Source organism: Pseudomonas sp. DD1, from assembly GCF_044510355.1.
Taxonomy (GTDB): Bacteria; Pseudomonadota; Gammaproteobacteria; order Pseudomonadales; family Pseudomonadaceae; genus Aquipseudomonas; species Aquipseudomonas shahriarae.
In genome coordinates, this window is record NZ_MSAJ01000011.1 from 697,471 (window position 1) to 719,743 (window position 22,273).

24 protein-coding genes are annotated in these 22,273 nt (G+C 57.1%); 7 read left to right on the forward strand and 17 right to left on the reverse strand.

The window, feature by feature from the left end; genetic code table 11:
• Nucleotides 1–33: 33 nt before the first annotated feature.
• Complete coding sequence (locus tag PSFL_RS10990; protein ID WP_397470004.1) at nt 34–1,158, reverse strand: HDOD domain-containing protein; 1,125 nt, start codon at nt 1,156–1,158, stop codon at nt 34–36.
• A gap of 676 nt (nt 1,159–1,834) precedes the next feature.
• Here PSFL_RS10990 and PSFL_RS10995 point away from each other — a divergent pair.
• Nucleotides 1,835–2,131 carry a helix-turn-helix transcriptional regulator gene (locus PSFL_RS10995; RefSeq protein WP_057959929.1) on the forward strand — a complete coding sequence of 99 codons (297 nt, stop codon included), beginning with the start codon at nt 1,835–1,837 and terminating at the stop codon, nt 2,129–2,131.
• Between the two features lie 54 nt (nt 2,132–2,185).
• The gene (locus tag PSFL_RS11000; RefSeq protein WP_170044275.1) at nt 2,186–3,196 is read left to right on the forward strand and encodes an NAD(P)-dependent alcohol dehydrogenase; all 1,011 of its coding nucleotides are present in this window, start codon (nt 2,186–2,188) and stop codon (nt 3,194–3,196) included.
• A gap of 220 nt (nt 3,197–3,416) precedes the next feature.
• Here PSFL_RS11000 and PSFL_RS11005 read toward each other — a convergent pair whose 3' ends face one another.
• Nucleotides 3,417–4,262, reverse strand: coding sequence for a helix-turn-helix transcriptional regulator (locus PSFL_RS11005; RefSeq protein ID WP_198849485.1), 846 nt, complete (start codon nt 4,260–4,262; stop codon nt 3,417–3,419).
• Nucleotides 4,263–4,353: 91 nt separating this feature from the next.
• Here PSFL_RS11005 and PSFL_RS11010 point away from each other — a divergent pair, with 91 nt between their 5' ends.
• The 4 genes from PSFL_RS11010 to PSFL_RS11025 all read left to right on the forward strand — a co-directional run bounded on the left by PSFL_RS11010 (nt 4,354) and on the right by PSFL_RS11025 (nt 6,378).
• Nucleotides 4,354–4,818: a cupin domain-containing protein gene (locus PSFL_RS11010; RefSeq protein ID WP_198849484.1), complete on the forward strand. Its 465-nt coding sequence runs from the start codon at nt 4,354–4,356 to the stop codon at nt 4,816–4,818.
• A 205-nt stretch (nt 4,819–5,023) separates the two neighbouring features.
• Nucleotides 5,024–5,230 carry a hypothetical protein gene (locus tag PSFL_RS11015; protein ID WP_198849483.1) on the forward strand — a complete coding sequence of 69 codons (207 nt, stop codon included), beginning with the start codon at nt 5,024–5,026 and terminating at the stop codon, nt 5,228–5,230.
• Nucleotides 5,231–5,327: 97 nt separating this feature from the next.
• Entirely contained in the window at nt 5,328–5,675 is a 348-nt protein-coding gene (locus PSFL_RS11020) for a hypothetical protein (RefSeq protein ID WP_198849491.1), read from the forward strand.
• Nucleotides 5,676–5,697: 22 nt separating this feature from the next.
• Nucleotides 5,698–6,378: an SOS response-associated peptidase family protein gene (locus tag PSFL_RS11025; RefSeq protein ID WP_397470005.1), complete on the forward strand. Its 681-nt coding sequence runs from the start codon at nt 5,698–5,700 to the stop codon at nt 6,376–6,378.
• Here PSFL_RS11025 and PSFL_RS11030 read toward each other — a convergent pair.
• From PSFL_RS11030 to PSFL_RS11065, 8 genes are all read right to left on the reverse strand, one after another.
• Entirely contained in the window at nt 6,375–7,169 is a 795-nt protein-coding gene (locus PSFL_RS11030; RefSeq protein WP_397470006.1) for a DNA adenine methylase, read from the reverse strand. The genes PSFL_RS11025 and PSFL_RS11030 overlap by 4 nt on opposite strands.
• A 68-nt stretch (nt 7,170–7,237) precedes the next feature.
• Nucleotides 7,238–7,756, reverse strand: coding sequence for a lysis system i-spanin subunit Rz (locus tag PSFL_RS11035; protein WP_397470007.1), 519 nt, complete (start codon nt 7,754–7,756; stop codon nt 7,238–7,240).
• Nucleotides 7,756–8,181, reverse strand: a complete 426-nt coding sequence (locus PSFL_RS11040; RefSeq protein ID WP_397470008.1) for a cell wall hydrolase — start codon at nt 8,179–8,181, stop codon at nt 7,756–7,758. Before PSFL_RS11040 ends, PSFL_RS11035 begins: the two co-directional genes overlap by 1 nt.
• Nucleotides 8,182–8,229: 48 nt before the next feature.
• Nucleotides 8,230–8,778 carry a tail fiber assembly protein gene (locus PSFL_RS11045; protein WP_397470009.1) on the reverse strand — a complete coding sequence of 183 codons (549 nt, stop codon included), beginning with the start codon at nt 8,776–8,778 and terminating at the stop codon, nt 8,230–8,232.
• 2 nt (nt 8,779–8,780) lie between these two features.
• Complete coding sequence (locus PSFL_RS11050) at nt 8,781–9,539, reverse strand: hypothetical protein (RefSeq protein ID WP_397470010.1); 759 nt, start codon at nt 9,537–9,539, stop codon at nt 8,781–8,783.
• Between the two features lie 38 nt (nt 9,540–9,577).
• On the reverse strand, nt 9,578–10,303 hold the full coding sequence (locus PSFL_RS11055) for a hypothetical protein (RefSeq protein ID WP_397470011.1): 726 nt from the start codon (nt 10,301–10,303) through the stop codon (nt 9,578–9,580).
• A 1-nt stretch (nt 10,304) separates the two neighbouring features.
• The gene (locus PSFL_RS11060) at nt 10,305–10,700 is read right to left on the reverse strand and encodes a hypothetical protein (RefSeq protein ID WP_397470012.1); all 396 of its coding nucleotides are present in this window, start codon (nt 10,698–10,700) and stop codon (nt 10,305–10,307) included.
• A 20-nt stretch (nt 10,701–10,720) separates the two neighbouring features.
• Nucleotides 10,721–14,659 carry a DUF1983 domain-containing protein gene (locus PSFL_RS11065; protein ID WP_397470013.1) on the reverse strand — a complete coding sequence of 1,313 codons (3,939 nt, stop codon included), beginning with the start codon at nt 14,657–14,659 and terminating at the stop codon, nt 10,721–10,723.
• A 132-nt stretch (nt 14,660–14,791) separates the two neighbouring features.
• Here PSFL_RS11065 and PSFL_RS11070 point away from each other — a divergent pair, with 132 nt between their 5' ends.
• On the forward strand, nt 14,792–15,172 hold the full coding sequence (locus PSFL_RS11070; RefSeq protein WP_397470014.1) for a hypothetical protein: 381 nt from the start codon (nt 14,792–14,794) through the stop codon (nt 15,170–15,172).
• A gap of 7 nt (nt 15,173–15,179) precedes the next feature.
• On the opposite strand, the gene PSFL_RS11075 is transcribed toward PSFL_RS11070, so the two are convergent.
• The 7 genes from PSFL_RS11075 to PSFL_RS11105 all read right to left on the reverse strand — a co-directional run bounded on the left by PSFL_RS11075 (nt 15,180) and on the right by PSFL_RS11105 (nt 22,270).
• Nucleotides 15,180–15,767 (reverse strand): tail assembly protein, encoded by a 588-nt coding sequence (locus PSFL_RS11075; RefSeq protein WP_397470015.1) that lies wholly within the window; start codon nt 15,765–15,767, stop codon nt 15,180–15,182.
• Nucleotides 15,764–16,546, reverse strand: a complete 783-nt coding sequence (locus PSFL_RS11080) for a C40 family peptidase (RefSeq protein ID WP_397470016.1) — start codon at nt 16,544–16,546, stop codon at nt 15,764–15,766. The genes PSFL_RS11075 and PSFL_RS11080 overlap by 4 nt, the downstream gene beginning before the upstream one ends.
• A gap of 2 nt (nt 16,547–16,548) precedes the next feature.
• The gene (locus PSFL_RS11085) at nt 16,549–17,253 is read right to left on the reverse strand and encodes a phage minor tail protein L (RefSeq protein WP_397470017.1); all 705 of its coding nucleotides are present in this window, start codon (nt 17,251–17,253) and stop codon (nt 16,549–16,551) included.
• A 48-nt stretch (nt 17,254–17,301) separates the two neighbouring features.
• Nucleotides 17,302–17,652 (reverse strand): phage tail protein, encoded by a 351-nt coding sequence (locus PSFL_RS11090; RefSeq protein WP_198799866.1) that lies wholly within the window; start codon nt 17,650–17,652, stop codon nt 17,302–17,304.
• A complete protein-coding gene (locus tag PSFL_RS11095) occupies nt 17,652–21,095 on the reverse strand; it encodes a tape measure protein (RefSeq protein ID WP_397470018.1) in 3,444 nt (1,147 codons plus the stop codon). The genes PSFL_RS11090 and PSFL_RS11095 overlap by 1 nt, the downstream gene beginning before the upstream one ends.
• Nucleotides 21,096–21,154: 59 nt before the next feature.
• The gene (locus tag PSFL_RS11100) at nt 21,155–21,988 is read right to left on the reverse strand and encodes a hypothetical protein (protein WP_397470019.1); all 834 of its coding nucleotides are present in this window, start codon (nt 21,986–21,988) and stop codon (nt 21,155–21,157) included.
• Nucleotides 21,989–22,060: 72 nt separating this feature from the next.
• Nucleotides 22,061–22,270: a hypothetical protein gene (locus PSFL_RS11105; protein ID WP_397470020.1), complete on the reverse strand. Its 210-nt coding sequence runs from the start codon at nt 22,268–22,270 to the stop codon at nt 22,061–22,063.
• Nucleotides 22,271–22,273 lie beyond the last annotated feature (3 nt).

Sequence of the window (22,273 nt, forward strand, 5' to 3'; positions counted from 1 at the left end):
GCTAGACGTCCAACCTGCAATTCACTAATACGCTCAGCTCAGGCCGGCTAATCGTTGAAGTCTGTCAATTTCTGCTCCGGGTTCGCCGTTGTTCATGGCGGCAGCAAGGCGCATCACCACTTGTTCGCGGCGAACTTGCATTTGGGGCAAAGCATATATTGCGCCTATCAACTCGCGCAGAACCATAGGTAGCCCCCAGCGCGCTTTCAAGCGACTGGCAAAAGGTGCTGAAAAATCACGGGTAGCGTGGGTAAGCATTTCTTCGGTCACGCTATTGCCCTGGTTCTCCCATTTCTGAGTTTGATACAGCACACAGAGTTCGCCCATGCGGTGCAACAGGGCGGCACTTTCCAGCGGAGCGGGATCCAGACCACATTGTTGAGCTAGGAGCACAACCCTTTCAGCTAGACGCTCGGCATCATCCAGATGAGCCTGGATGAAAGTCATCAGCATGCCGTCAGGTTGAGTACTGGTCTGTCGCAGTGCCTGGCTAATCGCCAAATTAACGCTGGTAAGCCCTCCTAATCGTGTCAGAGCACCGTTCAAATTCGTGCATGGCTGGCCGAGCCCTCGATAAGCGGCACCGTTGGCGGCGGCGATCAAGTGGGCGCATAGAGCCGGGTCATACTGCCAATCATTGGCGAGTTCTCGTAAATCCATTGACGCCCCGCCATAGCCGAGCTGGAGTTTGTCTTTTACCGAGGCCAGTAAAGGTAGGTCCAAATCACCCGAAGACAAACCACTGAGATAGCTGATCAGGTCTTCCGTGTTGAGACTGATCGCCCCGGAGGGCTCATCAAGCGGAAGGAGCGCGTCCAGGCATTCCACGACGCGCGAAACCTGGAATGGCTTGGTGAAAAAGGCACTGATCCTCAGCGATTTTACCGCCAGCACACTTTCTCGATCAGCGCGCCCAGTGATCATGATCAGTGGCGTGCTTTGATCTTTTTCGCGAATTTTCTGCAACAGGTAGACGCCGGGGGCATCCGGTAGATTCCAGTCGGCGATCACCAACTGATAGGTACTCGGCTGCCAAGCGTCTAAAGCGCTAGCGAGATCGATAAAGCAATCGACCTGAGCAACCGGACGTATGCTCAACACGAGCTGTTTTATGAGATCTGATATCCAGGGATCATCATCCAGAATCATCACGCGCATTAGATAATCCTCACTGGCTTGATACTCAACCTCGCAATGGCTTAGTGGCTGACTATGAGCCACCAGCAAACATAGACGTCGCTGAGATCAATGGGTGAGGTTGTTACCGAGCGATTTTGTGTAAATCACGGCAATTTCCCTTTGACTTGTAGCTTGATAGGATCCTTGAAGGATCGAATCTATTCCTGACCCGCGAACTATACAAGCAAGCAGCTCACAGATAGTTAGGCTGGCGAGGCTTATTGCATGAACGCCGCCAATAGAGGAATTGCTTGAGTGATTTCAGCCTGCTGCTCGCTGGCCTCAGCCCGAAAAAATGTGCTGCCCCCTCTAATTCACTGATCAAAGCAGTCCTGGCTAACGGCCCTAGCGACAGTCGCCCCATCGTGTTTCGGCTGGTTTTACGCCAACACTTATGGACTATCCTGGCATCTTCCAAGGGAGCACGTCCCGAATGGCTGCAACGGGTCGAAAGTAGCGCGGCTTGCGGCCAGAGGCGGACGTTCAAACATAGATAGGGGATGCCTACCAGAGCGGGTTAGTTCAAGCAGTCATTCAGGGCATCTACAAAAAAGTAGAGCCTATTCGGCTGGACGAGTTTTTTGATTTCAAACCCTTGTGAAGGGTCATAGATTACTTATTGAACATTTCGGAAAAAAGCGTAGCATTGTCGGCCATGATACTCGAACAGCTCAAAGCCCTGGGCAATGACACTCGCATGCAAATGATGGAGTGGCTCAAAGACCCACTTAGTAATTTCCCACCTCAGGATCATGGCGATCCTGCGATAGGAGTGTGCGTAACCCATTTGCAGCACAAGGCAGGGCTTTCACCTTCTACCGCGTCTGCACATTTAGCTATCTTGCAGCGCGCAGGCTTCGTGCTAACCACCCGCATCGGAAAGTGGACTTACTACCGACGCAATGAGCAGGCGATTGACGACTTTGCGGCTAGGCTGATCCTCGAATTGTAATTTTTAAACCTTCATTTCGTTATTTCGCGTAATTAGAAAACATAAGGAATCCCCATGAGCAGTAAAACTATCTTCGTCCTACCCAATGGTGGCTATGAAAACGTTGTGGTTGGCAGCAGCGAAGTCCCAGCCGCATCGCGTGGCGAAATCACCGTACGCCTTCGCGCCAACTCACTCAACTACCATGACTTCGCGGTTGTCAGCGGTATGTGGGGCCCTAGCGAAAAACGCATCCCCATGGCCGATGGTGCAGGTGAAGTCATTGCTGTCGGCCCTGATGTCACTGAGTTCAAGGTGGGGGACTCGGTCGTAAGCACCTTCTTCCCGGAGTGGATCAACGGTGCGCCACTGGTTGAAGGCTTTGTAAGCGTGCCAGGGGATGGCATTGACGGCTACGCTCGTGAGCAAGTGACGGCCAAAGCCACATCTTTTACCCTCGCGCCTACTGGCTACAGCCATGCTGAGGCGTCGACGCTTACCACCGCTGGCCTTACAGCATGGCGCGCCCTAATGGCCGATGACTCACTCAAGCCGGGCGACACCGTGCTCGTCCAAGGCACTGGTGGCGTTTCAATTTTCGCCCTGCAGTTCGCTAAAATGGCAGGTGCTACCGTCATTGCTACCTCTTCAAGCGACGAAAAACTTGAACGTCTGAAAGCGCTAGGCGCTGATCATGTGATCAATTACCGCAAAGACCTTAACTGGGGCGAAACTGCACGCGCTCTAACGGGTGGCCGTGGTGTTGACCACATCATCGAAGTCGGCGGCCCTGCGACGCTTGAGCAATCGATGATTGCAATTCGAGTCGCTGGTCACATCTCCGTCATTGGGATATTGAGTGGTGTAAGCGGCGCAATGAATTTTGTACCGGCACTGGTCAAGCAAGTGCGTCTGCAGGGTGTATTGGTGGGTAGCCGTAGCCAGCAGCAGGACATGATCCGAGCCATTAATACTAATGGCATGCGCCCGATTATTGATCGTCATTTCCCTTTGAGTGAGATTGTCGAAGCGTTCAAGTATCAGGAAACCAACCAGCATTTTGGCAAAATTTGCCTGGATATCTAAGCCCACACGAATGGGCATGATCCATAAGCCTATCTCAAAGATAAGCTGACACTCATGCCAACGTAGCGGGCGAGAGACATTGGCCCATTGCTGCCTGTCGCACTGGCTGCAATGGGTCGAGAGGAGACACCCTTAGAGCCAGGCGTACCGAACACCAACTGCTACGCTGCTCACTCAAAGGAGGAACATTCACCAAGACGACAAGCCCCCGCCTTAAGACTTAGTAAGAGTCTTGAAGTCGTTCCCTCCTTTGTCTCACATCGAATAATGAACCATATTTTGCCGGAGTCGTGCCAAGCGCCAGTTTAAACATAGTGATAAAGCTCGTCACAGCTTCATAACCAAGGTCTCCTGCGACCTGTTGAACGCTCTTCCCTTCAGCTAACAACTTCAGCGCCACCATCAGATGGAGCTGCCGACGCCATTTGCCGAACGACATCCCGGTTTCCTTAAACAACTGACGTGCAAGTGTCCGTTCGCTCATCCCAGCAAAACTTGACCATTGCTCAAGCGTTCTTCTGTCACCAGGAGCCTTGATCAATGCTTCAGCAATTTGTTGCAACCGAAAGTCGCTTGGTATTGGGAAATGTGTATGCACCGTTGGCATAGCGCTCAACTCTTCAACCACTAATTGGGCAATGAGATCTTTACTGCGAGTACTGCGGTCGCCTCTACCTTCACATAGCTCAATAATCATTTCGCGGAGCATGGAACTGATACTGAACGTACAGCACTCTTCTGGAAGAGGGGATGCTGAAGGGTCGATGAACAGGAAGTAGCCACGAGCATTGGCAGAGGCACGACTTTCGTGAGGGAGGTTGGCAGGAATCCAGAGCGCGCAATTTGGTGGCACTATCCAATGGCTCTCGGCGACCTCGCAGGCAACAACCCCCTGCATAGACAACACCAGTTGTCCTTGACCATGAAGATGGGGTTCTGGTCCGGAAAGTCCCTCGCTCAAGGCAGTAAAGCCAATCGCAGTTACGATTTTTGCTGATGGGGCGTGAGGTGGAAGCAGTCGCTTTGGCATTTTGACGTTTTTTGCATATAACTTGGCCTGATACACAAATCCTACCACGACTAGTGCCGATAAAATCTTCCGTAGTCGTGAGATGGCTATCCCGTCATCTCAACCGTGAACATTTCTGGAGGAACGCATGAGTAGTAATTCGACCACGGCGCGCATGATTAGCCCTGATGAAGGGCATCACGTTTTGCACCCTACTGGCGCGCAAATGAACATCAAGGTGTTTGCGACCGAAACAGGAGGAGTCTATTCGCTTATGGAGACGGTGCTCCCACCTGGTGGTGTAGTGCCGCGGCATATCCACAAGGGGGAGGATGAAAATAACTTTATCCTCGAAGGGGAACTAACCATGCAGATTGGCGAGGCTGTTTACTTGGCGGAGCCGGGTAGCTATGTCGTTGCTCCACGAGGGGTCGAGCAGTATTTCAAGAATGAAGGTGACACCGAATGTCGCTTTCTCACAACCTTTACTCCTGGGGGAGCAGAAGGTTTCTTTGAAGATGCAGGTGAGTTAATTCGCCGTGCCGCTCCAGAAAAACCAAGTCCAGACCAACTCGTCCAACTCCAGAAAAAATATGGGCTGCGCTATTTTTGAATCTGAGAAGGTACCCTCTTTGGGCACCTTCTTCCTCTACAAACAAAGCCGATTGCACCAATCGAATCACTTAGTGAGTTTTCAGGACAGCTCCGGGACGTTTGCTGCCTGTCACGAATGACCGGTCTGGGTCGAAAGTAGACACCCTTACAGCAGGCGTACCGAACACCAACTGCTACGCTGTTCACTCCAAGGAGGAACACCGATGCCGAACTCTGACCTGCTCCCTTCCCTGCTATCCAAAATCAACGAAAACCAACTCGCCCTTGAAGCAGCCATCATGGAGCTTACGAACTGGGTTGAGCAGCAAGGCAGCACCGAAGTCGCCGACAACGTGCGCGGTGCTCTGGTCACCATCGACCGCAACGAAGAGTTCATCAAGCTAACCTTGGCCGTTCTCAACACTCCCTGACTGATCGTCGGGAACAACAGCAGCTCGTCGCCTCGCAACCTCAGCCTGTACAACTCTCGATTACTGTATGCGCATACAGCATTCGGATTACCCCGCCATGAACATCGATGAAGACACCTGCGAGTGGCTTGGATGCCCTACGCCTCTAGAAATGCACAAGCAACACGCGCTGCTCTTGGAGAACGAGATTCAGGAACTGCACGTGCAGCTTCGCAAGGCCCGACAGGACATCTACGGCCTGGTGCGAATGCACGCTGAGCGTTCTATCGAACGCGACAAGCTTCGGACAGAGCTCAAAGCCTCCGATAGCGCTCTTGCTAGTTGCAAAACTGACCTGAGCTTTGTCACAAGCAAGCTCAACTCACTTGAATGGGCGCTTGCGCGGGCTACAAACGGGGCCTGGGGAAGCACCCCCATGAAGATTTTGCCGAGTGATCTAAGCTGAAATTTCTACCGAGGGCTTGCCGATGTGCGGAAGACTTTCACAGTACAGCGGAATTCATGACTTCGTTGCGGCACTGAGCATGCCCAACGCCCTGGCAAACTCAGCGGGTGACGCACCGCTTGAGCGGTACAACGTAGCACCAACCACCCAGGTCGCCCTGCTCCACCAGCAGGATGAAACGCTGCACGCAGACCTGGTGCGGTGGGGTTGGCGGCCGCACTGGGCCAAGGACCGTGCCGCGGCGATAAACGCTCGATTCGAGAAAGTGGCCCACGGCCCATTCTTCCGGGCGATCTGGCCACACCGGGCAATCACGCCCGTGGACAACTGGTTTGAATGGGTTGATGAAGGCGGGCCAAAGAAACAGCCCTACCTGATCCGCCGGCGGGATGGCGCGCCGGTGCTGTGCGCGGCCATAGGCCAGCTACCCGACGCAGATGAAGGTCAAGGCGAGCATGACGGCTTTGTGATCATCACCGCCGACAGCGCCGGCGGCATGGTGGACATTCACGACCGGCGGCCCGTGGTGCTGACGCCGGAGCTGGCCAGGGAATGGCTGGACCCGGCCACACCCAAGGAGCGTGCCGAGCAGATGGTGTTGCACCAGGGCGAACCGGTCGAGGCTTTCGAATGGTTCAAGGTCGATACGGTCGTGGGCAACGTACGGAACAAAGGCCCGGGGCTGATAAGGCGCCTGGCCTAGAAATGCCCGCCGAGGTCAGAGGATTTCCAATTCATTATCACCAACTCCCCGCTGACCTCAGCCTTAACCTGCCGCTGATTCGTCGTGGAATAGCGAATATCCACAGTTTCAAAGTGGAACCCGTCAAATACACGCCGTATGTCCGGGTGGTCATTGATGCTGACCATGACCTTTCCTTCGCAGCGCCGCATGAAGTCAGCCATCCGTTCATAGTTTTCAAACGGAAAGTCCACACCGTAACCGGCGGTCTGCCAGTAGGGCGGGTCCATGTAATGGAACGTGTGTGGCCGATCGTATTTCTCGGAACACTTCAACCACGGCAGATTCTCGACGTAGGTGCCGGAAAGGCGCTGCCAGGCCTCGGATAGATTTTCCTCAATTCGCAGCAAGTTGATAGGCCGGCCAGAGGTTCTTGTGCCAAAGACTTGCCCTGTAGCCTTGGCGCCGAAGGCGTGGTGCTGAAGGTAGAAAAACCGCGCCGCCCTTTGGATGTCCGTCAGTGTTTCCGGCACCGCCATCTTCTGCCACTCGAAGATCTGCCGCGAACTCAGTGCCCATTTGAACTGGCGCACGAACTCCTCGAGATGGTGCTGGACCACGCGATACAGGTTCACAAGCTCGCCGTTTATGTCATTGAGCACTTCCACCTTCGCTGGCTGCTCGCGCTTGAAGTAAAGCGCGGCGCCGCCGGCGAACACCTCAACGTAGCATTCATGCTCGGGGAACAGGGCCAGCAGGCGCTTCGATAGACGTCGCTTGCCGCCCATCCATGGAACGATTGGGTTTGTCATTTTTGCAATCCTTTGCAAAGTGGGTGTTTATTGGGGGTCATGTTAATTTTTGCGACCGGGAATGTAGGTCAGGGCGCTATAGCCCTGACATACGCCTGGCACGCCCGCAGCGCGATCAGTCCTTGGTCGCCGGCATCCGTGATGGCGACAATTCGTTGAGCATGCGCTGGGTCAAGTTGGGCTCGACGGGCTGCATGAACCACGCCGACGGCGCCGGAGGCGGCAGGCACGTTGCAGCCACTGGCTGAATCCGTGGCGTCGAGAAGGACTGACAGCCGCACATCAGCAGTAGCAAGGCGGTCACGCAGCAGAGCCTGGTTGCGTTGAGCATCGGAAAGTTCTCGGGTGTGTTGTTGATCGGAGGTGGCCAGCGTCTTCTCCAGGGCCAGGCGCCTGCCCTGCTCTTCGCTCACCTGCTTGGCGGCTGCCGCGCTGACGTTGGCCAGAGCATCCTTGTGCAGGCCGGCCTGCTCGGCCAGCGTCTTGCCCGTGCGCCACTCCTGAACCTGCCAGGTGACGCCGGCGGCGCTGGCCATCAGCGCCAGGATCAGCACCACCAGCCCGGCCAGCTTCTGTACGGGCGTCATTAAGGCACGTCCTTGAAAAAGATGTGGTGCCCCAGGCGCAGCGTTTGCTTGGCCTTCGCCGCCCAGGCCGGGGCCTTGGGCATCGTGGTTGCGTAGTAGTGCGTAGCGCCGCCGGTTGGATCCGGTACCGCGCCGGTCATCACTTGGTCAGCAGCACGCTGGGCCTGGGCGAGCTGCGCGGCCGGTATCGGCTTCGCACCGCTGAGGTAGGCGTAGTTCGGGTCATTCTGGTTCCAGCAGCTAAACTGCCATGGCTTCAGGCAGACTCCGGCGTAGCCCTCGCCCCACCAGGACTTGGCCTTGCCGTCGAACACACGGTTGCGGATGGTCCATGCCACGGCTATCTGGCCGGCCAGACCTTCCCCTCGAGCCTCAGCCCACAGCGTGCACGCTAGGATGTCCCGGTCTTTATCGGAAGTGGTCATGCTTTTCTCCAGGCAAAAATAAACCCGCTCGATGGCGGGTGTCGTCGACTACGGCGCGGCGGGCCAATCAATGGCGAGCGGGTAGCCTTCCTGCTCAGGCACGCGATTCAGGGCCACGCGGTATTTCTTCCAGGCCTTGAGGGTCGCCAGTTCTGCCTCGGTCCCTTCGTCGATATCGACGGCGTCCTGAAGTGGCGCGATTGCGTAATCCGCCTCGGCTCGCAGGTGCGCGATCTGGGTTTGTGCAGCCACCACAGGATCCAGCGCCGGCGGCGGCAGCTCTTCCTGCGGAGGAAGGTCGGGCACCAGGATGTGCAGCGTGATCATGACCTTCAGATCGTACGGCTTGCCCTCTTTCGTCACGGTGACCGTGAGTAGGCCGTCCTCAAACGAGATGTTCACCTCGGCGGGATTGTCCGAAGGATGAAGCCCGTAGCCCCAGCCCTGATCAATGGGCGGAAATGGGACCATACCCAGCGTGCCGGTGACGCAGTAGACGCCCACGTTCTTGCGATAACAGGTCACCTCGGTCCCACCCAGCGAAACGAAATCGAACTTCTCACCCGTGCCGGTGATGTTAATTGCTGCTCTTGCCATGATCAGATCGCCCTCAGTGTGTTGTCGGCCATGCGGGTGGTGTTGCCGGTGTGGTACATCCGCACCCAGGGAAGGAAGCCGTTGAATGCAGAACGAAAGAGGAATTGGTTGTCGCCGTTGTAGATCATCATCTGGGCACCAACTCGCCCTGAGCGCCTTAGGGTTATGCCTGTTGCGTTAATAGACTCTCCGGTACCGCCGGGAAAGATCGCATTACCCGCAATAAAGGCACCTCCAAGTTCATCGTAGGCAGTCGTCCAATCTGAAATCCCTACGCAGTCCGCGCCGAGGCCAAGGTCTCCATTTTTCAAAACCCTCCCTGGCGTGACGTCGGCGTTGCCCACGGTCACGGCCGCTGTCGCCGCAGTGCCCAGCCCCAGGCCTGCACGCCCCTCAGCCGGATTTCTGCCACCGGTACCGCCCATGGCCACCGGCACTACATCCTGAGTGGACACATCACCCAGGCCTGCGAGCGTGGCGCCCCACTGCTGAACCATTTGGTTCACTGCGTCGGCCAGGGCTTTGGGATAGCCATTGACGGGCACGATCCCGTACCCGGCGCCACCAACGGCCGGTCCACGGTACGGTGGCGAAATGGCAAGCGACGTATCGCTTGCAGGGTTGATCACCTGATAGATGCCCTGGTCAGGACCGACAAACATATCCCCCGCACGGCAGTTCGAGAACTTGGTGCCGACGCCCGTTACTGTCGGGCTCCCGTTCTGCACGCTCACAGTCCCTTCTGAAAACCAAGAAGCCATAGGTTTCTCCAGTTGAGTGCCCACATCAGCACTTGAAATTAGTTGTAGTAACGTTCTATTGGAAACTTGCAGACGGGAATGCTTAGACAAAAACCATCTGAGCCTTGCCAATAAAATCGTTCTAGGTAGTGCCTCTGATTAAAGATCTGCAACACCGGAACCCCACCCTCTAAAATTGTGATGCCCGCATATTTTGAGTCGTTTGCAAACCACATTATTCCTCGATCAAGGCTCGACACGCTTATAAAGTCGTCAGCATCTACCGTTACATCGCTGTAGTAGATATCTACGAAACGTCCTCTGCCTACCGTCCAATTCTTTGAAAACTTCCCATAACGAACAACCCTATCACTGGACACAAACATGATCCGGTTTTGCGCATCGCGCACTTCAAGTCCGTATTCAGATGAGCTGCTTTGGTCGGAGTATTTGCAAGACACAAACTCCATTAAATAGTCTTGCAACACGCTTCCGCCCCGAACTGCTGATGTGACATGAAAGCCGGTCCAGTTGCCGGAAGATCCTTCAATGGAGGTATACAGCCCAAGGCTGGCGTGTGATGCCGATATCGTCCTCAAAAATATTTGGGGCGGTTCCACGGTGCGAATAGGTTTGGCAAAGGTAAACTGCCCTTTGCCTTCCTTGTCAGTGTAGCGAGACTGGATTCTGAACTGCCCTCGCTCGGAGAACACCAGAACTTTGTACACGCTGCTGATGCTGACAGATCCGTGATCGTTTACAGCGACAAAACCGTAGTCATCCATATCAATTTACCTTGACCACTTCTACGACGCTCTCCACAATATTGCGCGTCCACATCTCGCGGTTTTTCCCGCCGCCACCACCGTCCGGCTCGCGGTAATTGATTTGTGTGTAAATCGCAATTCTTGTCCCACCCAAGTTTGTGTAAGTCGGTAAGCCACCCCAAGTATCAGGGTAACCAGGCTGATCATACGGCGCGTAAACTTTGGGGGTGATCGTGACAAAGCAGGTGGCAGGGTCATAACCTGGAACATCCATAAGGATGTACTCGTAGTTAGACCCCCTCCCCCCACCAGTCGCGGCAGGAACTATCATCACCGCTAACTTTTGCAGGGTGAAATCTTCAATCCCCAGAGTTTGAACTTCGTTTTCATCAAAAACCCAGAAGCCATACTCCACGGTAATACCTCCAAAAGTAATTAGCTTGGCGGTGTGAGCCTGCCGTTCATTGTTCTGCGCTTGTAGTTGCCGTCATACACTGCAAGGCCATCGCTGTTGAGCAAGATAGATCCATCTTCATGCTCACTACGGAAGACGAGCTTCCCTGCCGGAACGTTGATCTCAAGTAGAGGCCGCCCTTGCGAGTCAACCGCTGGAGACCGGATGTTCATCCCTAGGATGATCTCTTGGATAAGCGCCTTGCTGATGATCGCTGTGTTGAACACAACCTGATTGTTCTGGACCACAAACATCGGGATAACTGTTCCGTCGATCTCGTTCACGACTGCAAAGCGCTGCGCGAAGATCAGGAACTCCGACTGTTCACCATCCGAACCAAAAGCCAGCCCAGTCACAACCTTCCGACCATCCACAATGGTTTGAGCCTTCATGGTGGTCTGGGCAGACACCTTACCGTCGAGCTGGACCACGGTCTCGCTGACGGCCTGCACAGATGCACTGGTCTGGCCGATGCTCGACTGCAGGGTTTCTGTCCTCTTGGCCAGCGCCTCAGTCGCAGTAGCCTGGACCTTCTTCTCGACCTCAAAGCTGGCCGCCGCCTCCCAGGCCTTGATAGCGCCGGCAAGATCGCCGGCACCATCATCGCCGCGCACCGAAGCCCGCAGCGCCTCATTACTGGACGCTTGAGACGTGACCTTCCCGTCGAGGTTAGTGACCTTGGTGTCGAGGCCGGTGATTGCCTGCGCATTCCCAGCGACCTTCCCTTCGGTCAACTCCAAGTCGCTTTTGAGCTGAGTCAGTTGGGTGGCTGCCGTCTGCTTGTTGTTGGCCACCACCTGCTCCAGCACGGTCAGCCCGGACTGGTTCGCCCCCACCCGCGCCTCCATCGTGGTGAGTTGCCGCGCCATTGCATCGCTTTCCGTGGCCCGGGTGCGCTTCTCAATCCCGAGATCAGCTGTCGATTGCCAGCCCTTCACCGCGTCCGCCAAGTCGCCCGATCCATCATCGCCACGAGCGGCCGAGCGCAGCGCTTCAACCGATGTCGCGGTGGCCACCACCTGGCCCTCGATCTCTTCGATCATGCTGGTGACCAGTTGAACCTGCTGGGCCAGCGCGTCGGTGGTTTGCAGGATCGTGCCGATATCCTTCCAGTACAGCGGGTTTGGCGGTGCTTCGCCGGCCGGTACCGAGCCAGTCGCCTGGTACAGGTGCCCATCCTTTTGCGTGAATGCGCCAGCAAAGTAGTGCTCATTCGGATTGTACGGCTCTGCCCCGGTGATCTGGCCCAGTAGCCCCTCCAGCTCTGCCTTGGCCTCTTTCAGCCGTTCGTTGACCGACCCGTCGCCGTCCCCCGAAATCAGCGCGATCTCTTCTCGCAGGCCTGGATACAGCGCACCCTTGCCGATCTTGTCGGCAAAGTACTTGTCGTACTCAGTCTGGTCCGAGCTGGCCTGGCCATTGACCGCGCCAGAGATCGGGAAGAACGGGCCAACGTTGCCAGTACGGTCCACCAGGCGCGCCCAGAAGAACAGGCTCGCACCTGCCAGCAGGCTGTGCATTTCATGCGTGGCCTGCGGGTAGCTGAAGTCGCTCAACTTGATCGCCGTCGTCAGGTCCGGCGACTCGCTATACCAGACCTCCGTGCGCTGGGTGTCCTCTGCACCTGGTGGAAAGCCCCACTGGACGCCGATGCCGTAGACCAGGCTGTTGGTGGTCAGGAACGCCACCGCCGGCGGCTTACCGGCTTTGCCTTCCAAGTTGGTCAGCGCGGACGTGACAGGGATCGACGAAACGTTGAGCGCACTCACCGCCCGCACCCTGGCCATGTACTGCCCGGAATAGATCCCGCGCACATCGGCCATCAACTCACCGGTGCGCGGTACCGGAACCCACTCGCGGGCGCCCCACTTCCATTCGACGTCATAACCCACGGCGTTTGGCGCCGCGTCCCAGGCGATCGACATGACGGTGACAGCGATGCCCTGCTCGATCACTACGTGCTGACTCAGCATCACCCGCGCGGGTGCGTCCTGGGTGCCAACCGGTATCCCGGTGATTGGCCGGCTATCGACCACGGCGCCGTTGTCGACAGCAGGGAATTTGCTCGGGTCGTGCTGGATCACTTCGAACTGGAACTGGTGCCACTCCGGCCGCGTGACGTTGCGGACGTAGAACTGCATCAGCTTCAGGTCTTCGTAATCAAGAATCCATCCGCTTTCCGCCTGGGGCTGCTCGCTGAAATCCGCCATCACGGTCACGTCACGACCGGCAACAGACTTCACTACCCGTCCCTCAGACTTGCCGCTGGGTAGGTTGACCATCAGACGAGCGCCCACCGGCACGGTGGTGTCACGGTCGAGCGTCACCACGCGCCCAGCCGCCGCCGATATGCGCCCGCCATTGTTCCGGCCAACCAACATCGGGTCCGCCACGGCGATGACTTGACCAGGCTTCGGGATGTCACCATCGAGACCAACACGGAACACGCCGCCTTGGGTCTGTAGCTTTTCGGTCAAGGCCGCCCACTGCCCAGCGCGCTGGGCCTGGCCCAGAGAGGTGCATCCAATAGCGCCGACGGTGGTTTCACGGACCATGCCGCCGAGCTCGACCATTGCCTCATCGTCGAATACCGGCTCCTTGTCGGTTTCGAAACCCTGGTCCGGGTTATCCCAGGACACCATGTAGAGCGTATGGCGGTCGCGGGCCCGGGTGCCTTCGTACTTGATGGCGCCATTGTTCAGGATCTGCGTCTGATTGTAGGTGTACACCGGATCACCCGGCATATCGGCGTTGACTACGATCTGGCTGCCGTCCCAGAAGGCCAGGCCGTGGAAGATTGAGGCCAGGTCCTGCAGCACCGCATAGGCTTCGGCCTGTTTCTGGAAGTACAGATTGCAGGTAAAGCGCGGCTCCATGCCGCCCTTGCCGTCCGGCACCATCTGATCGCAATACTGCGCGATGCGGTAAAGCGACCAGCGATCCACCATTGTCGCGTCGATACGGTCACCAAGGCCGTAGTACGGGTGCAGCACCAGGTCGTAGAAGATCCACGCAGGGTTATTGGTGTAGGCCTCTTTGAACGTGCCGTCCCATATACCGTTGCTCGTACCGGTACCGGACGTTGCGTAGGTGCGTGTCTCCGCGTCGTAGTTGGACGGCACACGAATAATGCGCCCGCGCATCAACGCCGCGATTTTGGCGATATCGCCGCCGAAGGTCTGGGCGTCATACTCGATACTACTGACTGCTGTGAGCGGGTATTCCTGATCGCTATCGACAACCTCGGCAATGGCCTTGACGACCATCTGGTCAACCACCAGATCGGAGTTAGCGTTGGGAGTCAGGCGCCGGACACGGATAGTCCAGCGGCTGCCCGACGGCAACTCCAGGCGGTGCGCGCGCTCGTACTCTGTGACGTTCTTGCGATCAACAAACGAGACCAGAGCCTCGACGTATGGGCCGTTGTCGGTCGAAATATCCACGGCGTAATCAATGCGCACACCGTTGATGTTTCCGGCGGCATCCTGGCTGCGTAGCGTTGGCCAGCTCAGGCGCAGGCGAATCGCATCACTCACCGAGTTGGTAATGGTGTGTAGCCAGGGCGTGCCGAAGATCAGCTCTTGCTTAACGTCGATCTCGTTGCTGGACTCGGTATTACCCTCCAGCCGCTCCTGATTCAGCTCGCCATTTCGGAACTGCCATTTAACGCCCGGGTAGTTAATCGTGCCGTCAGGCGCTTGGACCGGGGTACCGTCCAGCTTGAGCGAGCGCAGGCCGTCTACAAGCCCAACAATGGGGCCCCAGCTCCAGAGATAGACGATGCGAGCAGTAGAGATCGACGGAACGCTGTTCTGAGCAATGCTCGGCTTTTTCTGTTTGGCCTGCCCGCCCTTGCTGCCGATCACGGCGCGGCGCGTGCGAGGGGCTACACGCCGCGCCTTCTTTGCTGCTGCGCTCATGCGCCCTCCAGAATGAAAAAAACCCGCCGGAGCGGGTTGATGGGAAAGTCCAACATTTATCAAAAACACTTCCGCTTTGCGGAAAAGCGGTAGTTTTGGTATTAGTAAACATCAACGAAAAGGAAGCTTTTAATGATCGGGACATTCCATATAGATCCGCTAGACCCAACAGGTGAACCCGACGCTTCAGCAGGTACCTGGTACGTCAAGGAAGGTGATTATGTTCATTGCACCTGCTACAGCCCCGACGACGTAAAACTCGCACTGAAATACATAAAGAAACTCGATGATGCGAAAGTAGCGCTGAAGAAGACTCGGTTCGATGAATATGTTTTTGAACTCGACAAGTGGAGTTGTAAAGTGGCTTCAAAGCTCGCGCTCGAAGCGCTCACAGAGCTCGACCTTGCTCAAAAACATGAACGCTTGTTCCCCGCCGCGGAGAAGCCCGCCGTAGGCTCTGGGCAGACAAAATCCGAACATGAGAATAAGCACGGTAAAAACTCCCCACCGTAACTACAAATTAGATGCTGTCTTGCGTGTAGACCCCACCCGACTCCACGGCGCCGCCAACTTCACGCTCTCCGTATAGCAACGGGTAGGGGTTGCCTTGGGCGATAGTCGTGACAGCGCCGCCGAAGCCGTAGCTCGGGTTGTTGCCGTCGTCATTCTTGCTCTCGGCGCTGGCTTTGGTGGTCGGCGACAACATCTGCACAACACCGCCCAGCCCGACAGCGGCGCCGGCGGCCAGAAGGCCCATGCCGAGCGTCGACGTGGTGCCGCCAGTGAACAGGCCGGCCACGATCAGAACAACGCCGAGCAGTGTCTGGAACATGCCCGCCTGCTTGCTACCCTGGACGATTGGTTGAATACGGATGTCGCCGTTATCGCTGCCCACCAGGTCAAGCTCCTGCTCGCCAAGATTGCGCTCGTCGACGAAGACAGCGAACACCAGACCGCGCTCTTCGGCAGTGCGCAGGTACTTCTCAAAGCCCGGCTTCATCATGCACAGCGCCGCCATGGCATCCCGGAAGCTGTGAACGTCCAACGTGAACTGCTTGCCGAACTTTTTACCCAGCACACCGCCGAGCTTGATGGTTCGCATTGTCATGGGCGGTAGTCCTTGTGACGGAGAATCAGCTTTACCCGGTTGGCCATCGACCAACCGTAGATTTCACGGGCGGCCAGGCGGCCGGGCATGTGGTGGTAGATGAACGGCCCAGACCCGCCAAGCTTCGGCGCCGTCTCGCTGATCAGCGCCGGCTCATCGCCCAGGTAAATCGCTGCATGGTTCGGGAAGTAGCATTCCCGGCCAGGCGTCGGGATCTGCAGCACCAGCATGTCGCCCCGCCGCGCTTCGTTGACCTGGTAGAAACCGGTGGCCGCGAAGTTGTCTTCGTACAGGCTCGGCCCATCCTTCTGCTCCCACCACAGATCGGCGCGCTCAAAGTTCGGCAGTTGCAGGCCGGCCTCCCGGGCGTACCAGTCGCGGCACGCTGCCCAACAGTCAAGCAGACCATGGGAGAAGTCGCGGCCCAGCAGCGGCGCCTGGAAGCCTGACGGCTTGAACCACTCAAACTCCCCGCCTGGCCAGCCCACAATGCCCCAGGGCAGTTCGTGCAGCTCACAGCTGACGCGGTCAGCCATGCTCGGCGTCGGGGCCTGGTCCGGGTGGCTATGGATGATCGCCAGCACATCCCCGCGATCTTCGGCACCGGCCATGTCCTTGTGGTAGATCTGGAAGTTCTCGCGTGCAGTGGTGGCCAGGTTGGTGCAGGGCACGTACTCACGGCCAGCAGCAGTCTTGATCAGCACCCCGCAAGCCTCGGCCGGGTAAGCGCGTTCGGCGTGCGCGCGGATCTCGTCCTGCAATTTCTGATTGATCCGCATGACTACCTCGAACTTGCGATAAGGCTCGCGCCCATGGATCCGCCGAAGCGGCGTGTGTTGCCCCGTAACTTGCAACTGCTCCACCAGCCCCCGCAGCGGTCGAGCGCCGGGTTGTCCGTGGGCCGATTCTTCTTGTCGAACATGGCAGTGCCGGTATAGGCGCACGCCTCCTGCCGGTACCCGCCACGGCAGGCCCACCGGCAAAGCTTGGTGATCTGCTGGGAAGGCAGCATCTGCCCTTCCATGTCCGTGGGGCTGGACAGGGAGAAGGTGACCGAGATGCTCGGCAGCGCCTCGGTCTTCTGCTCGATAAACCAAAGGTTCGTTTTCGATTGGTCGCTGGCTTCCGGGTTGCCGTCGGGGAAATTGGCGGCGTCCAGGAAGTGACGGAACGTTTCAATCACCTTGACCCGTGCGCCGGCCAGATCGCGAAACTGGAAGCACAGGGCAGTGATCGCCCCACGCACACCGCCCAATTCGTCATCCACCTGCAGCGTGGGAGTAGCCGGCCTGCCATCGCCGCGAATGTCGAAGCCTTTGGCCTCGATCTGTAGCGGCGAGTAAAGCTGCCCCTGCCAGATGATGTCGCCTTCGTGGGCATGGCCGTGGAATCGCCAAATCGTAGCACCCAGGCGCGTGGCGTCCAGCTCGTAGAGCCTGATCTGGTTACCGGGCTCGAGCTTTTGAAGATCGGTGTTGTAATTCATAGGGCCCCAGAAATAGGAAACCCCGCACTTGGCGGGGCTTGGTGACGGTTAAGGTCGAGGGTTGAACACCTGCTTAACAGTGAAGGTAACGGTGTAGATTTCCGCGCCGAGCGCCTTTTTCTTGTAGCCGTTCGCCCGGTACCAGCCTTCCGGCTCGCCTGGCGGCGCATAGCGAAAGGCCTTGTAGCCTTCGTGCCTGTCCAGAAACGCCAGCAACTCGGGCAACTCCTCGCCCGGCAGGTCCTCACCGGTGTGCACCAGATTCCACACCTGGCTCTTTGTGTTGATTCCAATGCCGCCGGCCTGGACCATCCCGTCGCCGAACTCGTTCTCCCACGTTCGCTGGCTGATATCTCCGTCGGTACCGACTTCGACATCAAAGGTAAATGTCTCAGCCATCATCGCCTCCAAAGCAGGCCGTTCTGCCCCATTTCGCGCTGAAGAAACCTCCTGAACTGGGCCTCCTGGCCCGCCTCCATCATCTCGCCTTGGCGCCGGGCATCTTGATCGCTCATACCTGGCTGAGCCTGAACTGTTACCTGAGGGCTATAGACAATCTGGGTTGGCCCACCAGTTGATCCGCCCGACTCCCTGCCAGAACCAACCATTGCAGCGCGCCCGTTGCCGAGCGATTCCAGGCTACCAACGCCGATCTGAGCCTGGGGCTGAGAGCTACCCAAGCCGTTGTCTATCCTGGAAAGCATTGCATCAAGCTTCGCGCTTGTTTGGGCAGTGGTGACCCGCTCGCCCTTTTGCAAAAACCAGCTGCCGTCTTCAGGAACCGAGTCGATACCGTCGTGCGCCATACCTGCCAGCGCGGTCATGCCCACGGCCGAGGCCAGAGGGCCGGTCACCGCCAAAGCAGTAGCCATCGCCGCCGGCGCCGCAGCCGGCCCTATGATCGGAATAGCCGCAGTGGATGCAAAGGCGTTGAGGCCCGCCGTTAAAGACATGGCCTGAGCGTTTGCGCCCAGCATCCCAGCCGCGCTCGACTGCGTGGTCTTCCCCACCAGCATCTGAATGCCCTGGTAGATCAGCCACTGCGCCGCCATATCACCCAGCGCCTTCAACATCGACTTGGCGAAGTTGCCGACCATATCGCCCAGCGCGTCACCGGCATCTTCCGCGCCGCTGGCCACGTCCGAGAAGAAAGTGCCCAGCCCGCCAGTGGCTTCGCTCAACGCCGTGTTGGTGATGTCCGCAGCCTGGGCCGAGTAGTCACGGGCGGCATCGGCATAGTTCGCCCATGCCTCGTTTACGCCATTCATCCAGTTCGTTTGCTGCTCGTCCGTCGCTGCGTAGAAATTCTCCTGCGCCAGCAGTCGCTTGTTCAGCTCGTCCTGAAGAACCTGTGTTTCGTTGGCGTAGAGCTCCGGCGAGATCTGCCCGGTGTTGCGCTGCTCATTGAGCGCAGCCACGTCTGCGGCGTACTTCTGGCGCATGGCCAGGTCGGCACGCATTCTGTCCCTGGCCTTGTCACCCATCCCAACACCGGCCAACTCCTGGTCGAAGCCATCCTTCGTGGTTTGGGTGGTGACGCCCTGGGCATTCCTGAAAGCAGTAAGCTTCAGGTCATCCTCATTGGCCTTCTTTAGCTTGTTCAGCGCATCCAGCTCCGCGGCCATGCCCATGAGCTTTTTCTTTTGCGCCTCACTCAGCTTGCCGAGCTTTCCTTCCTGGAGCTCAAAGGACAGCTTCATCACCTCGGTGGCGTCTTTCTGCTTGTCGCCCGTGGTGTTGATCAGTTCGATCTGGCGCTTGTAGCCCTCCTCAACAGTTTCGAAGTCCTTTACCTGCTTCTTTGCTGCCGATTCGGTAGCGCTGGTGTTCTTCTGCTTGGCCTTCGTTGCGGCATCGTCAGCAGCTTTCTGGGCGTCTTTCGCGGCGGCAGCTGACCGAATTGCGACAATATCCCCCTCGGTGAGCAAGGTGTGCTCTGCGATGTATCGGTTTGCCGCCGCCAGATTTGTCTTGTCCTGAGCGGATGCGAGCTGCTTTAGCAACTGGTCAAGATACTTCTTGCCGTCCTGAGCTGCCTGGGCCTTTGCCGCGGCATTTTCAAGTTGCGCACGCGTGTTGGCATCAGTTGCGCCAGTGAGCTGATTCAGCTTCACGCGCTGATCATCGAGGGCGGCACTTAACTCGGTAACTGGTATCTGGCTATTCTCAATGGCGGCAGCCATCGACTCTGTGACGCCGGGGATAAGGCGCAACTGATCAGCGACGAGTTTCCAATCAACCGTGATACCGGCCGCCTGATCTTTGGATGCTTGGCGGACAAGGTCCAGGGCCTGCTGCGCTTGAGCTGGCAACGGCGTTAAGCCAGCCATAAGGCCATCCGCGCCAGCGGCCCCCATCCCTCGGAGATCGCTTTCGAACTTATCAGCGATTGCGCCGGACATTTGCCCGAGCTTGGACTGCATGCCCTCTATCTTCGACTCGAGTTCGCGCAATGTTACGGACTGAGTAGCACGATTCAATTTCAAAAATCGCTCAGCGACCTTATCAATTGGGTCGGCCAGATCTCCTAGCTTCTTCTCCAGCGTACTGGTGTTGTCGCGCAGCGTCAGAAATGCAGTAGCAACACCAATGGCCAAAACCGCGATGCCGAGTGGGCCACCGAGGACGCCCGCCAGGCTCCACGAAGCACGTCCGGCGGCGGCTTGTGCAGTAGCAGCGGCCGCCGTAGCGCGAGCCTCAACCATCCTGGCTTCCGCGAGCTGCAACGACATCTGTGTTTGGACGGCTGAGCCTCGGGCTGCGACGGATTCTTTTTCAGCCAGAAATACTGTCGTTTGGGCTTTTTGCTGTTCGGCCTGGGCAGCAAGCAAAACGGCCGCAGCTTGAGCCTTTCTGGCGATCGCCTCGGATATGGCGTTCTTAGTCGCCACCAATGAGGCTGCGGCAGAGCCGGCGAGCTGGCGGGCATATCCAGCAAGTGCGCCGACAGCAGCAACCCCTGCGATATCCGTGAGGGTTTCGAAATTGTCACCAAGTACGCTGATCCCCTTCGCCAGCACACCTGTGCCGTCCGTGGTTTCGTTCAGCTTGCCGATGTATACCGTAAAAGAGTTTTCCAGGTTCTGAAGCGCATCACGCACCGCTACGCCCATGCTGTCAGCCAGTAGACCATTGGCCCCAGCAGACTTCTGAAGGCCCTCCGTCAATATGTCGAGGCTTAGCTTGCCCTGGGCTCCAAGGCTGCGGATCTCTTCAGCAGTCTTCCCGGTGGATTTGGCAATAGTGTCAACAACCGTAGGCATGGCCGCAAGGATGGCTTGCCATCCATCAGCCTCAACCTTGCCAGTTTGGAGCGCCTTCGAGTAGGCATCGATTGCCGAACTGGCCTTTTCTGCAGACGCGGAGTTGGTCACCAAAAGGAAGCTGAAGCTGTCCATCACATCCAGCGCCTGGCTGGTATTGTAGCCCATCGACTTAAGGCTATCCGATGTTCGGATGTACAGCTCTTGTGCCTCAGTGAGAGGACGATAGCTGCGTTTTGCCGTTTCGAGGAGGCGGTCTTGAACCAGGTTGTACTCGCTGACACTGCTGGTTGCCATTCCAAGGCGATCCGACATTTGCGAGTAAGAATCGGCGGTTTTTATGATGGTGCCCACCGAAACCGCGCCGACCGCCAAGGCCATGGCGCTCTTAATGAGTCCGCCGGCCGCTTGAGCGCTGGACCCGGCACGATCGAACGCATCATCCACACGGCCAAGACTTTTGTCGATCTTACTCGACGCCTGGCCAACGCTCGAATCAGCCCTTGCCATTTCCTGACGCAGCTGGGCAGTGGTCGCCTCGATGCGGACGAGCATCCCTTGTACGTCGGTATCAGCCATGCTTTTCTCCAAGCATAAAAAAACCCACCGAAGTGGGTTCTCTTGATGAATAAATAAAATCAGATTGTCTCGATACTCATTTTTGCTTCTTCGTCGTAAACCTGGCCAGTTCTGATATTTACGACCTTAATCCAAAACACTTTTGTTTGGAAAAAGTAACTATCAATCTCCGACTCATGCGGACTACTGATAGTTGGCGCATGATAGTTCTTGGCGGTCTGAACGAAGTCCGGTACCGGCATCACGGTAAAATTAACTCGAATATTGTCCCGCTCGCTCTCCATTTCTTTTGCCGATATTTTTAACTTTCCTGAAACCTTGTAGAAAAATATGGTCCCAGGCGCTTTGGGGACAGGGTTGAACACTAGAAAATATCGGTCAATTTTCTGCTTCTCGATCAGCGCCGTCGCTCCGAAAGAGTTCTGTCCAGAATACGTACCTCTAGAGTAGGTGTCCTCCCCCAGATCAAACGCCGGATAGTCTGTATTGATTGCCTTCAAGGCATCCAGTCCACTCTTAAATCCCCACGCCTGAGCGTCATGCATTGAGACGCGCAACGAGAACTCACCGGTAACTCTATCAAACTTGATCGATGATGGAATAACGACCCCGTTTACGGAGAAGTTTCCAAACGAAGCCATCCTGCTCGCGAACGCCGCGTCGGTCTCATACTCCCCTCTCGGACCGCCGAGCCTTTTGAGTTCCCCTAAGAGGTCCTTAGCGGAAGCAAAGCTCTTGGCTTGAACTTTTTTTCCAGCAGGGTCGAACGTTATGAACACCTCTTTTTGAGCTGGCACAACTTGGGTGCTCCCCGGCGGAGGTCGCACGGCAGACTGAGGACCCGAGCACCCGCACAGCACTGCCAATGCAGCAACCAAAATAGAAACACGCATCGATTCACTCCCTGTATTTCCAAGGAATTTACCACTGCCGGACTTCAGAAAGCACTCTTTGCTGCTCCCTCGTCACTGCGCCTGCCTTCCTGTGAGCGCCTGCCGCAGTTTGTCCGCCACTGCCGAAGGTGAAGGCTTACCTTCTTTGGGCTTTGCCTTGCCACCGCCGAAGGGATTGGTCATCTGCGACCACTCGATCTTGGCGTCCATGGCCAGGAACAGTTCAGGCATTGGCGTGCGCCACGCCAGATCGGGAGGCCAGCCCAGCCACCCCGTGGCCACCGC

What these genes read in the sequence shown, in the direction of transcription:
- PSFL_RS10990 (WP_397470004.1), bottom strand. Translation starts at nt 1,158, where the DNA reads ATGCGCGTGATGATTCTGGATGATGATCCCTGGATATCAGATCTCATA.
- PSFL_RS10995 (WP_057959929.1), top strand. Translation starts at nt 1,835, where the DNA reads ATGATACTCGAACAGCTCAAAGCCCTGGGCAATGACACTCGCATGCAA.
- PSFL_RS11000 (WP_170044275.1), top strand. Translation starts at nt 2,186, where the DNA reads ATGAGCAGTAAAACTATCTTCGTCCTACCCAATGGTGGCTATGAAAAC.
- PSFL_RS11010 (WP_198849484.1), top strand. Translation starts at nt 4,354, where the DNA reads ATGAGTAGTAATTCGACCACGGCGCGCATGATTAGCCCTGATGAAGGG.
- PSFL_RS11015 (WP_198849483.1), top strand. Translation starts at nt 5,024, where the DNA reads ATGCCGAACTCTGACCTGCTCCCTTCCCTGCTATCCAAAATCAACGAA.
- PSFL_RS11020 (WP_198849491.1), top strand. Translation starts at nt 5,328, where the DNA reads ATGAACATCGATGAAGACACCTGCGAGTGGCTTGGATGCCCTACGCCT.
- PSFL_RS11025 (WP_397470005.1), top strand. Translation starts at nt 5,698, where the DNA reads ATGTGCGGAAGACTTTCACAGTACAGCGGAATTCATGACTTCGTTGCG.
- PSFL_RS11030 (WP_397470006.1), bottom strand. Translation starts at nt 7,169, where the DNA reads ATGACAAACCCAATCGTTCCATGGATGGGCGGCAAGCGACGTCTATCG.
- PSFL_RS11035 (WP_397470007.1), bottom strand. Translation starts at nt 7,756, where the DNA reads ATGACGCCCGTACAGAAGCTGGCCGGGCTGGTGGTGCTGATCCTGGCG.
- PSFL_RS11040 (WP_397470008.1), bottom strand. Translation starts at nt 8,181, where the DNA reads ATGACCACTTCCGATAAAGACCGGGACATCCTAGCGTGCACGCTGTGG.
- PSFL_RS11045 (WP_397470009.1), bottom strand. Translation starts at nt 8,778, where the DNA reads ATGGCAAGAGCAGCAATTAACATCACCGGCACGGGTGAGAAGTTCGAT.
- PSFL_RS11050 (WP_397470010.1), bottom strand. Translation starts at nt 9,539, where the DNA reads ATGGCTTCTTGGTTTTCAGAAGGGACTGTGAGCGTGCAGAACGGGAGC.
- PSFL_RS11055 (WP_397470011.1), bottom strand. Translation starts at nt 10,303, where the DNA reads ATGGATGACTACGGTTTTGTCGCTGTAAACGATCACGGATCTGTCAGC.
- PSFL_RS11065 (WP_397470013.1), bottom strand. Translation starts at nt 14,659, where the DNA reads ATGAGCGCAGCAGCAAAGAAGGCGCGGCGTGTAGCCCCTCGCACGCGC.
- PSFL_RS11070 (WP_397470014.1), top strand. Translation starts at nt 14,792, where the DNA reads ATGATCGGGACATTCCATATAGATCCGCTAGACCCAACAGGTGAACCC.
- PSFL_RS11075 (WP_397470015.1), bottom strand. Translation starts at nt 15,767, where the DNA reads ATGACAATGCGAACCATCAAGCTCGGCGGTGTGCTGGGTAAAAAGTTC.
- PSFL_RS11080 (WP_397470016.1), bottom strand. Translation starts at nt 16,546, where the DNA reads ATGCGGATCAATCAGAAATTGCAGGACGAGATCCGCGCGCACGCCGAA.
- PSFL_RS11085 (WP_397470017.1), bottom strand. Translation starts at nt 17,253, where the DNA reads ATGAATTACAACACCGATCTTCAAAAGCTCGAGCCCGGTAACCAGATC.
- PSFL_RS11090 (WP_198799866.1), bottom strand. Translation starts at nt 17,652, where the DNA reads ATGGCTGAGACATTTACCTTTGATGTCGAAGTCGGTACCGACGGAGAT.
- PSFL_RS11095 (WP_397470018.1), bottom strand. Translation starts at nt 21,095, where the DNA reads ATGGCTGATACCGACGTACAAGGGATGCTCGTCCGCATCGAGGCGACC.
- PSFL_RS11100 (WP_397470019.1), bottom strand. Translation starts at nt 21,988, where the DNA reads ATGCGTGTTTCTATTTTGGTTGCTGCATTGGCAGTGCTGTGCGGGTGC.